Source organism: Streptomyces bicolor (assembly GCF_000719285.1).
Lineage (GTDB): Bacteria > Actinomycetota > Actinomycetes > Streptomycetales > Streptomycetaceae > Streptomyces > Streptomyces bicolor.
Window position 1 is genome coordinate 95,987 of sequence record NZ_JOFS01000031.1, and the last position, 10,442, is coordinate 106,428.

At 70.5% G+C, this 10,442-nt stretch carries 12 protein-coding genes and 1 rRNA gene; 3 read left to right on the forward strand and 10 right to left on the reverse strand.

Annotated elements, in window-relative coordinates:
• Positions 1-75 precede the first annotated feature (75 nt).
• The 3 genes from IF78_RS0133175 to IF78_RS0133185 are packed head-to-tail and all read right to left on the reverse strand — an operon-like array spanning position 76 to position 2,170.
• The gene (locus tag IF78_RS0133175) at positions 76-981 is read right to left on the reverse strand and encodes an NAD kinase (RefSeq protein ID WP_031486250.1); all 906 of its coding nucleotides are present in this window, start codon (positions 979-981) and stop codon (positions 76-78) included.
• Positions 978-1,793, reverse strand: coding sequence for a TlyA family RNA methyltransferase (locus tag IF78_RS0133180; RefSeq protein WP_031486251.1), 816 nt, complete (start codon positions 1,791-1,793; stop codon positions 978-980). The genes IF78_RS0133175 and IF78_RS0133180 overlap by 4 nt, the downstream gene beginning before the upstream one ends.
• A 32-nt stretch (positions 1,794-1,825) precedes the next feature.
• Entirely contained in the window at positions 1,826-2,170 is a 345-nt protein-coding gene (locus IF78_RS0133185) for a hypothetical protein (RefSeq protein ID WP_031486252.1), read from the reverse strand.
• 42 nt (positions 2,171-2,212) lie between these two features.
• On the opposite strand from IF78_RS0133185, the gene IF78_RS0133190 reads away from it, so the two are divergent.
• The gene (locus IF78_RS0133190; RefSeq protein ID WP_031486253.1) at positions 2,213-2,560 is read left to right on the forward strand and encodes a sterol-binding protein; all 348 of its coding nucleotides are present in this window, start codon (positions 2,213-2,215) and stop codon (positions 2,558-2,560) included.
• A gap of 8 nt (positions 2,561-2,568) precedes the next feature.
• Here IF78_RS0133190 and IF78_RS0133195 read toward each other — a convergent pair whose 3' ends face one another.
• From IF78_RS0133195 to IF78_RS0133210, 4 genes are all read right to left on the reverse strand, one after another.
• Positions 2,569-3,501, reverse strand: coding sequence for an ABC transporter ATP-binding protein (locus IF78_RS0133195; RefSeq protein ID WP_031486254.1), 933 nt, complete (start codon positions 3,499-3,501; stop codon positions 2,569-2,571).
• Positions 3,498-4,487: a FecCD family ABC transporter permease gene (locus tag IF78_RS0133200; RefSeq protein ID WP_051828348.1), complete on the reverse strand. Its 990-nt coding sequence runs from the start codon at positions 4,485-4,487 to the stop codon at positions 3,498-3,500. Before IF78_RS0133200 ends, IF78_RS0133195 begins: the two co-directional genes overlap by 4 nt.
• Positions 4,488-4,612: 125 nt before the next feature.
• Positions 4,613-5,656, reverse strand: a complete 1,044-nt coding sequence (locus tag IF78_RS0133205; RefSeq protein WP_031486256.1) for a FecCD family ABC transporter permease — start codon at positions 5,654-5,656, stop codon at positions 4,613-4,615.
• Positions 5,657-5,752: 96 nt separating this feature from the next.
• Entirely contained in the window at positions 5,753-6,781 is a 1,029-nt protein-coding gene (locus IF78_RS0133210) for an HAD hydrolase-like protein (RefSeq protein ID WP_031486257.1), read from the reverse strand.
• A gap of 72 nt (positions 6,782-6,853) precedes the next feature.
• Here IF78_RS0133210 and IF78_RS0133215 point away from each other — a divergent pair, with 72 nt between their 5' ends.
• The gene (locus IF78_RS0133215; RefSeq protein WP_031486258.1) at positions 6,854-8,146 is read left to right on the forward strand and encodes a DUF1015 domain-containing protein; all 1,293 of its coding nucleotides are present in this window, start codon (positions 6,854-6,856) and stop codon (positions 8,144-8,146) included.
• Positions 8,147-8,201: 55 nt separating this feature from the next.
• On the opposite strand, the gene IF78_RS49215 is transcribed toward IF78_RS0133215, so the two are convergent.
• Positions 8,202-8,960, reverse strand: coding sequence for a tetratricopeptide repeat protein (locus IF78_RS49215; protein WP_199921438.1), 759 nt, complete (start codon positions 8,958-8,960; stop codon positions 8,202-8,204).
• The gene (locus IF78_RS49905) at positions 8,852-9,565 is read right to left on the reverse strand and encodes a hypothetical protein (protein ID WP_234439918.1); all 714 of its coding nucleotides are present in this window, start codon (positions 9,563-9,565) and stop codon (positions 8,852-8,854) included. The genes IF78_RS49215 and IF78_RS49905 overlap by 109 nt, the downstream gene beginning before the upstream one ends.
• Here IF78_RS49905 and IF78_RS49910 point away from each other — a divergent pair.
• Positions 9,531-10,076 (forward strand): hypothetical protein, encoded by a 546-nt coding sequence (locus tag IF78_RS49910; protein ID WP_051828344.1) that lies wholly within the window; start codon positions 9,531-9,533, stop codon positions 10,074-10,076. The genes IF78_RS49905 and IF78_RS49910 overlap by 35 nt on opposite strands.
• A gap of 88 nt (positions 10,077-10,164) precedes the next feature.
• On the opposite strand, the gene rrf is transcribed toward IF78_RS49910, so the two are convergent.
• Positions 10,165-10,281: ribosomal RNA gene (gene rrf / locus IF78_RS0133230) — 5S ribosomal RNA — on the reverse strand.
• Between the last annotated feature and the right edge of the window lie 161 nt (positions 10,282-10,442).

Sequence of the window (10,442 nt, forward strand, 5' to 3'; positions counted from 1 at the left end):
GGCTCCGCCGCGCGGGCGCGACCAGCCACGGACCACCCGCAGCCACCGACGCTCCGAACCACCCCCCACAGTTGGCTAGTGAGGCGCCCCTCGCCACCCGGAAACAGGCAACGCAAACTTCGCAACCAACCGATCAGTGAACGACGCATGATGCAGCCGAGCCAGCCGCACCGGCACAGCCCCCCGCCGCACCTCGACCCGCGCCCCCGGCGGCAACTCCACAGTCCGCCGCCCGTCACACCACAACACCCCCGGCGGAATATGCGGCAGAACCTCCACAGCCAGCACAGAATCCGGAGACGTCACCAACGGCTTCGCGAACAGCGCATGCGCACTGATCGGCACCATCAACAGCGCCTCCACCTCGGGCCACACCACCGGCCCACCCGCGGAGAAGGCATACGCCGTAGAACCCGTCGGCGTGGACAGCACGATCCCGTCGCACCCGAACCCCGTCACCGGCCGCCCATCGATCTCCAGCACGACCTCGAGCAGCTTCTCGGCGCCCGCCTTCTGCACGGCCGCCTCGTTCAGCGCCCAGTCGGTGTGCACGACGTTGCCGTTCTGATGCACGACGACATCGACGGTCATCCGCTCCTCGACCTCGTACGCCTTGGTCACGACGCGGTCGACAACCTTGTCGAGATCGTCCCGCTCGGCCTCCGCGAGGAACCCCACCCGCCCGAGGTTGACGCCCAGCATCGGCACCCCGGACGCCCGGGCGAACTCGGCACCGCGCAGCAGCGTTCCGTCGCCGCCGAGCACGATGAGCAGCTCGCAGCCGTCGAGGCACTGCGGGGTCGCCTCCTTGACGAGTTCCACCTCGTCCGGCAGCGGCAGGTCAGCGGCCTCGTACTCCAGGACGCGCACGCCGATGCCCTCCCGCAGCAACCCCTTCACCACAAGTTCCGCGCTGCGAATGGCGGCGGGCCGCCCCGTGTGGGCCAGCAGGAAAACAGTACGAGCTCGGTTCTGCATCAACGAGGCCCCTCCGCCACTGCACGGTCAACGTCGGCCGGGTCCGGAGCGGGCGCCCCGGCACGCAGCCACAGAAAGTACTCGACATTCCCGGACGGCCCGGGCAACGGACTGGCCGTGACCCCCTTCACGCCGAGGCCCAGTCCCCACGCCTTCTCGGCCACGCCGCGCACGGCCTCGGCCCGCAGCTCAGCGCTACGGACGACCCCGCCGCTCCCCAGCCGTTCCTTCCCCACCTCGAACTGTGGCTTGACCATCATCACCAGATCGGCGTCCGGCTTCACACACCGCACCAGGGCGGGCAGCACCAGGCCGAGCGGGATGAAGGACAGATCCCCCACGACAAGATCCACTGGTTCCCCATCGATCGCTTCGAGCGTCAACTCGCGTACGTTCGTACGGTCCTTGACGGTGACGCGTTCATCACTCTGGAGAGTCCAGGCGAGTTGTCCGTATCCGACGTCGACGGCGACGACGTGCGCGGCTCCGGACCGCAGCAGCACATCGGTGAACCCACCGGTCGACGCGCCGGCGTCCAGCGCCCGCCGCCCTTCGACGACGAGCCCCTGCGGCACGAACACCTTCAACGCACCCGCGAGCTTGTGCCCACCCCGGGACACGTAGTCGGGATCGCTGTCATCGGCCGACACGACGATCGCGGCCGCGGTCTCGACCTGCGTGGCGGGTTTGGTCGCGACGGTCTTGCCGACGGTGACCCGCCCGGCCGCGATCAGCTGGCTGGCGTGCTCACGCGACCGCGCGAGCTTCCGGCGGACCAGCTCCGCGTCCAGACGGCGACGTGCGACTCCTGCCACTTTCGGCTCAGCTCCTAGTCCCATACGGCAATTCAGTAGGTGCGACCCGAAGGGTCTCGTTGAGGGGTGGTGGTCGGGTGACGGGTGGGAACTGGCGGTCCCGGGCGGGCGTCGAGCGCGGTGAGCGCGTCGCGCAGCCCCCGATGTACATCCTCGTACACCTCGAGGTGCCCGTCGGTGGCGAGGTGGTCGGCGTCGCCGAGCCGCTCCAGCTGGGCGTCGACGTCGGCGTTGCCGGTGGGGGTACGCGGGACGTTCAGCGGGGCGGGGGCGGCGGGGTCGTACTCGGGTTCGCCCGCGAGCCCGGCCTCGGCAGCGGGCTCGACCTCCGCCTCGGCCTCCTCCGGGATCTCCCTCTCCGGAACTGTGTCGCTCATGCCCAGACGCTACCCCGAACCGCTGGGGTACCGTCGATCGCGATGGCCACGATCGAGGAGTGCCGCGCCGCACTCGAAAAGCTCTCGGACAACATGCAGCGTGCCGAAGGGGACGTCCGCACGGCCGCGGCCCTGGACCGCTCGGTGAGCTGCCACATCACCGACCTGGATGTCACGTTCGCCGGCCGCATGGCCGGAGGCCGGATCCACGTCCACGACACGATCCAGGGCCCGCCCCGCGAGAAGGCCCAGATCAGACTGAGCATGGCCGGCGACGACCTGGTCGCCCTGGTCGACGGCGAACTGCACTTCGCCAAGGCCTGGGGCTCGGGCCGCGTGAAGCTGCACGCGGGTGTGCGCGACCTGCTGCTCCTCAGGAAGCTTCTCTAGCCCGCTCCTCAGGACACTTCCGTAGCCGCGACCTTCTTGACGTATGTCTTGTCGGATTTGTCGGCCTTGTCCTCGACGCGCGCCTTCCGCGCCGCAGGCACCACCAGCGGCGTCCCCGTCTCCGGGTCGTCGATGACCTGGCAGCGCAGTCCGAAGACCTCCTCGACGAGTTCGGCCGTGACGATGTCGTTCGGCGCACCCTCGGCGATGATCTTGCCGCCGCGCAGCGCGATGAGGTGCGTGGCATACCGGGCGGCGTGGTTGAGGTCGTGCAGCACGGCGACCAGCGTCCGCCCCTGCTCCTCGTGCAGCTCGGCGCACAGGTCGAGGACGTCGATCTGGTGCTGGATGTCGAGATAGGTCGTCGGCTCGTCAAGGAGCAGCAGCGGGGTCTGCTGGGCGAGCGCCATGGCGATCCACACACGCTGCCGCTGACCGCCCGACAATTCGTCGACATAGCGATCGGCCAGCTCGGCCACCCCGGTCTGCTCCATCGACTCCTGTACGACCCGCTCGTCCTCGGTCGACCACTGGCGCAGGATCCCCTGGTGCGGGTACCGGCCGCGGCCCACCAGGTCGGCCACCGTGATGCCGTCGGGCGCGATCGACGACTGCGGCAGCAGCCCCAGCGTGCGCGCGACCTTCTTCGCCGGCATCGACTGGATGGCCTGCCCGTCCAGCAGGACCCGGCCCTGGCTGGGCTTGAGCATCCGCGACAGGGCCCGCAGCAGCGTGGACTTGCCGCACGCGTTCGGGCCGACGATCACGGTGAAGGAGTTGTCGGGTATCTCCACCGACAGCTGCTCGGCGATGACCCGCTGGTCGTAGGCGAGGGTGACGTTGTCGGCGGACAGGCGGTTCACAGTGCTCCTTCGATTGTTCAGCCCGTTGTTCGGCCCGCTGCTCAGGCTCTCGCTGCTGTTGCTGCTGCCCGCGCTCATATACGGCCCGCCTTGCGCTCGGTGACCAGCAGCCAGAGCAGGTACACGCCGCCGAGCACACCCGTGACCACGCCCACGGGCAGCTGGTCGGCTCCGAAGACCCGCTGGGAGATCCAGTCGGCGGCGACGAGGAGGGCAGCGCCCATGCACAGCGAGGGCAGCAGGTTCGGCCCGGGCGAGCGTGTGAGACGCCGAGCGAGCTGCGGGGCGGTGAGCGCCACGAAGCTGACGGGACCGGCGGCGGCGGTGGCGGCCGCGGTGAGCAGTACGGCCGCCAGCATCAGCAGCATCCGTACACGCTCGACACGCACTCCGAGGGCGTACGAGACGTCGTCGCCCATCTCCATCATCCGCAGCGCTCGCGCGTTGCCGAGGACGAGGGGCACGAGGACGACGCACAGCGCGAGCAGCGGCCAGACCTGGGCCCAGTCACGGCCGCTGAGGGATCCGGTCATCCACACGACCGCACGGGCCGCGTCGACCAGGTCGGCCTTGGTCAGCAGATAGCCGTTGACCGCCGTCATGATCGCGGACATGCCGATACCGACCAGGACCAGTCGATAACCGTGCACGCCCCGCTTCCAGGCGAGCAGATAGATGGCGAGCCCGGTCGCGAGTCCGCCCACGAGCGCGCCGACGGTGACCTGGCCGGCGCTTCCGGAGAACAGCACGATCACCACGAGCGCCCCGGCCGTGGCCCCCTGCCCGAGGCCGAGGATGTCCGGGCTGCCCAGCGGGTTGCGGGACAGCGCCTGGAACAGCGCACCGCCGAGGCCGAGTGAGGCACCGACGAGGAGCCCGACCAGGACCCGCGGCAGCCGCAGCTCGTTGACGATGAACTCCTGCCCCGCGTTGCCGTCGCCGACCAGCGTCCTGAGTACGTCACCCGCGGCGATCGGGAAGTCTCCGGTGCCGATCAGCAGAACGCTCGCGGCGAGCGCGGCGACGAGCAGCAGGACGACGACGGTCAGCGCCCGGACGTCCATGCGGACGGAGAGCCCGCCCGGGGTCCGCACGGCGCGGGTGGCACGGCTGGTCCTCGCGGAAGCCTTCTCCGCCGTCTTCGCTTCGCTCCGCGACGCGTTCTTCGCATCGCTCTTCACTGCGGTCCTCACAGCTGCGCCGTCCTCCGCCGTCGTACGAGAAAGATGAAGACCGGTCCGCCGAGGATCGCGGTGACGATGCCGACCTGGAGCTCGGACGGCCGGGCGACGATCCGGCCGAGGACGTCGGCGCCGAGCAGCAGCACGGGCGACAGGACGGCCGCGTACGGCAGGATCCAGCGCAGGTCGGGGCCGGTGAAGGACCGTACGACGTGCGGCACCATCAGGCCGACGAACACGATCGGCCCACACGCGGCGGTCGCCGCCCCGCACAGCACGGTCGCGGCGAGCATCGACAGCACCCGGGTGCGGTTCAGGTGGGCACCGAGGGCCTTGGCGGTGTCGTCGCCCATCTCCATGGCGTTCAGCGGCCGGGCGAGGGCGAGCGCTAGGACGGTGCCCGCGAGGAGGAACGGCAGGACCTGGGTGATGGTCGCGTCGGTCGCCGATGACAGTGAACCGACCGTCCAGAAGCGCATCCTGTTGAGCGCCGCGTCGTCCATGATCATGACGGCCTGCAGATAGCCGTAGAGCGCCGCGGTGATCGCCATACCGGCCAGCGCGAGCCGTACCGGCGTGGCGCCCCGGCTGCCGCCGAGGAACCAGACCATCGCCCCGACCGCGGCCGCGCCGAGGAAGGCGAACCAGACATAGCTGCTCAGGCTCGTGACACCGAAGAAGGTGATGGCGGTGACGACGGCGGCGGACGCGCCCGCGTTGATCCCGAGCAGGCCGGGATCGGCGAGCGGGTTGCGGGTGAGGGCCTGCAGCACAGCCCCGGCGAGCCCGAGCGCGGCGCCGGCGAGCAGCCCCAGGACGGTGCGCGAGATCCGGTCGTCGACCACGACGTCGCCGTAGGTCCCGGAGGCCTCGAACAGGCCGTGCCAGACCTCCCCGATGGACAGCTGTTTCGCCCCGATCGCGATGCTCGCCAACGCGACGACCACCAGGATCAGGACGGAGACGAGCAGCCCAACGGCTCGTATCGCCCGTCGGGTTGGGGGCGCGGACACGGACTCCGCGCGCTGTTCGGGAGGACTGTCGACCAACACGCAGTTAGGTTAGCCTACCCTCCTATTCGGCCACGATCCCGCTGCACCCCCGCCCTCGGAAGCCGTACCGACCACTCCGAAGCCGTACAACGGAGCTCACAAACCCAGCCGGGCCAGTGCCTTCTCCGCGTCCAGCGTGCAAGTGCCCTCCCCGGCCACGGTCCAGGCCGCCGCACAGAGCGCCCGCAGTCCGTCCAAAGCCGCACCCTCACCCTCGAGTTCCAGCCGCTCGGCCCGCGCGACCGCCGCCCAGCCACCACACCGGAAGCCATCCCCGTCGGCGACGACCTCCGGCTGCCCGGTGAGCAACCCCCGCAGATCGGCGTCCACATACGTCGGCCGGTGCTGCGGCGGCGCGGCCAGCAACTGCGCGCCGTCGGTCACCCCGGTCAGCACGAGCAGCGAGTCGACGTCCCCGTTGAACGCGCCCTCGATGTCGGTGTCCAGCCGGTCCCCGACCACCAGCGGCCGCTCGGCGCCGGTCCGCAGGATCGTCTCCCGGTGCATGGGAGGCAACGGCTTGCCCGCCACCTGCGGCTCGGCGCCAGTGGCTATCCGTACGACCTCCACCGCGGCCCCGTTACCCGGTCCGATCCCCCGCGCACCGGGGATCGTCAGGTCGGTGTTGGACGCGAACCAGGGCACCCCGCGCGCGACGGCGTAACAGGCCTCCGCGAACCGCCCCCACGGCAGCTCCGGCCCGCCGTACCCCTGCACGACCGCCGCCGGATCGTCGTCCGCCGACTCGACCGGCTCCAGCCCGCGCTCGCGCAACGCCACCCGCAGCCCCTCCCCGCCGATCACGAGCACCCGGGCGCCCGCCGGTACCTGCTCAGAGATCAGCCGCGCGACCGCCTGCGCCGAGGTGATGACGTCATCCGCGCCCGTGGGTATCCCCAGCGCGGTCAGATGCGCGGCCACGACGTCCGGAGTCCGCAGCGCGTTGTTCGTGACGTACGCCAGATGCATCCCGCCCTCACGGGCCACGGCGAGCGACTCGACGGCATGCACGATCGCGTTGCCGCCCGCGTACACCACACCGTCGAGGTCGAGCAGCGCCGTGTCGTACGCCTCGCTCAGGGCCTGGCCACTGCCCTCTGGCCTCGTCCTGACGCTCTGGCTCATTCCGCATCGCTCCTCGTTCGACGGCTTTCCCCCGATCATCCCCCATGCCACTGACACCCGTACGATGCCTGGATGAACACAGCAGGTCACCCGGAAGCAACGGCGCACCGAGGCCTCGAACTCACCCCGTTCCGAGGTCTTCGCTACGACCCCGACCGGGTCGGCAGCCTGGCGGCCGTGACCTCACCGCCGTACGACGTCGTGGTCCGCCCCGACGGCCTGCTCCATCTCGAGTCGGCCGACCCGCACAACATCGTCCGCCTGATCCTCCCCCAGGCCGACACTCCCGGCGCCCGCAACGAACAGGCGGCCAAGACCCTCCGCCACTGGCTGTCCGAAGGCGTCCTGACCGCCGACCCCGAGCCCGGTCTCTACGTCTACGAACAGCACGAGGGCAACGGCATGCTGCAGCGCGGCGTCATCGGCGCCCTGCGCGTCTCGGAGCCGTCGGAGGGCCTGGTCCTGCCGCACGAGGACGTCATGCCGCACGTGGTCGCCGACCGCGCGGACCTGATGCGCGCCACGTCCGCGAACCTCGAACCCCTGCTCCTGACCTACCGCGGCAACGGCACGGCGGCCGACACGACCGCCGTCATCGAGCGCGCGGTCGAACGCCCCCCGCTCCTCGCGACCACCACGGAGGACGGCTTCAGCCACCGCCTGTGGTCGATCACGGACCCGGCCGACCTGTCCCGCATCCAGTCGGACCTGACCCGCCACCAGGCCCTGATCGCCGACGGCCACCACCGCTGGGCGACATACCGTCGTCTACGCGCGGAGCACCCCTCCCCCAGCGCCTGGGACTACGGCCTCGTCCTCCTGGTCGACACGGCCCGCTATCCCCTCCGCGTCCGCGCCATCCACCGCCTCCTGCACAACCTGCCCGTCCCGGACGCCCTGGCCGCCCTCGACGGCCTGTTCCGCGTACGCCGCCTCGAAGTCCCGCTGCCCGAGGCCCTGGAGGCCCTGTCCGACGCGGCCTGCGCGAGCAACGCCTACCTCCTCGCCGGCGACGGCACCTTCCACCTCGTCGACCAACCGGACCCGGCCCTCCTCGCCCGCACGGTCCCCACCGAGCACCCCGCCGCCTGGCGCACCCTGGACGCGACCGTCCTGCACGCCACCCTCCTCGCCCACGTCTGGCGCGTCCCCGAGGACGACCCCACCCGCATCGCCTACATCCACGACACCGCCGCCACCGTCAGAAAGGCGGAACGCGACGGCGGTACGGCCGTTCTGATGCACCCCGTCCGCGAGGACGTCGTACGCGACCTCGCCCGCCAGGGCGTCACCATGCCCCGCAAGTCGACGTCCTTCGGCCCGAAGCCGGCCTCGGGCCTGGTCCTGCGCGCCCTGGACCTCTGAACGCGCGAGGGGCGGGACCCCGACCCGGGATCCCGCCCCTCACCTCAGACGTCGCTCACTCCACGTGGCCCTCGTCAGACCCGCCCTCAGTCTGCTGCTCCTCACCGGTGGCGTCCTCGTTCTTGCCCTCGTTCTCGTCGAGGGCGTCGACGAACTCGACACCGTCCAGCTCGGCGAGCCGGTCGGAGGCATCCGTGCTGCCGTCCTTGTCGGCCTCGACGGCCTTGGCGAACCACTCCCGCGCCTCACCCTGCCGCCCGGCCGCAAGCAGCGCGTCGGCGTAGGCGTACCGCAGCCGCGCGGTCCACGGCTGTACGGCGTTGGAGGCCAGCTCGGGGCTCTGCAGCGTCACGATGGCCGCGTCCAGCTGCCCCATGTCACGCCGGGCGCCGGCCGCGACGAGCCGCATCTCCACCTGCCCGGCCTTGTCCAGCTTGTGCACCTCGGCCGCGCCGGCCATGTCCAGCGCCTTCTCCGGCCGCCCGAGCCCACGCTCGCAGTCGGCCATGAGCGGCCACAGATCCACGTTCCCGGTCATCCGCCGCGCGGCCCGGAACTCGGCCAGCGCCTCGGCGTACTTCTGGTTCGCGTACGCCGCGAACCCGGCCGCCTCTCGCACGGCAGCCACGCGCGACGCCAGCCGCAGCGCGACCTTGGAGTACCCGTAAGCGCCCTCGGGATCCTCATCGATGAGCCGCGCGACCATCACCAGGTTCTTGGCGACATCCTCGGCGAGCGTCTTCGGCAGGCTCTGCAGCTCCTGCCGTACGTCCTTGTCGATCTCGTCGCCCGTGACGTCCTCGGGGATCGGCAACCGCTTGATCGGCTCGCGGTCCCCACGGTCCCGATCCCGCTCATCACGGAACCGGCCACCGCCACGCCGGTCATCACGCCGGTCGTCCCGCCCACGGAACCCTCCGGGACGCCCACCTCGGTCGTCGCGACGGGGCCCACGACCGCCACGGTCGTCGCGCCCACGGAACCCTCCACGGTCGCCTCGGCTGTCGTCCCGCCGGAACCCACCACGGTCATCACCACGACGCTCGTCACGGCGATCGTCACGGCGGTCATCACGCCGGTAACCACCCCGGTCGTCACGGCGGTCATCGCCACGACGGTCGTCACGCCGGAAGCCACGGTCACGGTCGTCGCGGAAACCACGGTCCCGGTCATCGCTGCGGAAACCACGGTCCCGGTCGTCGCGGCGGAAGCCGCCCCGGTCATCACGACGCTCGTCGCTACGGCGTTCGCCACCCCGGTCATCGCGCCGACCGTAGCCATGGCCCCGGCTGTCGTCCCGCCGGAACCCACCACGGTCATCACCACGACGCTCGTCACGGCGATCATCACGCCGGTAACCGCCCCGGTCGTCACGGCGATCATCATGCCGGTAACCGCCCCGGTCGTCACGGCGATCATCCCGACGGTCGTCCCGCCGGTCATCGCGGCGGAAGCCACCGCGCTCGTCGTCGCGACGCGCCCCACGGTCGTCGCGACGGAAGGCTGGGCGATCGCCCTCGCGTCGGAAGCCACGGTCGCGGTCGTCCCGACGCGGCCCACCGGAACGGTCGTCCCTGCGGAACGGCGGACGGGAACCACGATCGCCTTCACGCCGGTCATCGCGCCGGCCGTAGCCACCGCCCCGGCTGTCGTCCCGCCGGAACCCGCCACGGTCATCGCCACGGCGCTCGTCACGGCGATCATCGCGGCGGTCGTCACGTCGGTCGTCACGTCGGTCATCGCGGCGGAAGCCACCGCGGTCGCCGCCCCGGTCGTCACCACGCCGATCGTCACGACGCCCGTAGCCACCACGGTCGTTGTCGCGACGGAAGCCGCCACGGTCCCCTCGGAAACCGCCGCGGTCACCACTGTCCCGTCGCCGCTGGTCGCGCTCCGGTCGATCGTCGGGAGAGTTGGTGGACATCGGTGACTCCTGTCTTCGGTACCGCAAGCATTGTAAAAACAAAAGGACCCCTGGTCCCAGCTGAACGCTGGTGACCAGGGGTCCTCCAAAGATTGTTCGGCGGCGTCCTACTCTCCCACAGGGTCCCCCCTGCAGTACCATCGGCGCTGTAAGGCTTAGCTTCCGGGTTCGAAATGTAACCGGGCGTTTCCCTCACGCTATAACCACCGAAACCCTAATGGTTTCGAGCGAACAAGCACACTCTTCTGTTGTCTGTTCTACTCAAAGCCGACAACGGTCGTTGCCTCAGAACTAACACAGTGGACGCGAGCCTCTATGGACAAGCCCTCGGCCTATTAGTACCGGTCACCTCCACACATTACTGTGCTTCCA

What these genes read in the sequence shown, in the direction of transcription:
- IF78_RS0133195 (WP_031486254.1), bottom strand. Translation starts at nt 3,501, where the DNA reads ATGAGCGCGGGCAGCAGCAACAGCAGCGAGAGCCTGAGCAGCGGGCCG.
- IF78_RS0133185 (WP_031486252.1), bottom strand. Translation starts at nt 2,170, where the DNA reads ATGAGCGACACAGTTCCGGAGAGGGAGATCCCGGAGGAGGCCGAGGCG.
- IF78_RS49910 (WP_051828344.1), top strand. Translation starts at nt 9,531, where the DNA reads ATGCCGGTAACCGCCCCGGTCGTCACGGCGATCATCCCGACGGTCGTC.
- IF78_RS0133215 (WP_031486258.1), top strand. Translation starts at nt 6,854, where the DNA reads ATGAACACAGCAGGTCACCCGGAAGCAACGGCGCACCGAGGCCTCGAA.
- IF78_RS0133210 (WP_031486257.1), bottom strand. Translation starts at nt 6,781, where the DNA reads ATGAGCCAGAGCGTCAGGACGAGGCCAGAGGGCAGTGGCCAGGCCCTG.
- IF78_RS49905 (WP_234439918.1), bottom strand. Translation starts at nt 9,565, where the DNA reads ATGATCGCCGTGACGACCGGGGCGGTTACCGGCATGATGATCGCCGTG.
- IF78_RS0133200 (WP_051828348.1), bottom strand. Translation starts at nt 4,487, where the DNA reads ATGGACGTCCGGGCGCTGACCGTCGTCGTCCTGCTGCTCGTCGCCGCG.
- IF78_RS0133190 (WP_031486253.1), top strand. Translation starts at nt 2,213, where the DNA reads ATGGCCACGATCGAGGAGTGCCGCGCCGCACTCGAAAAGCTCTCGGAC.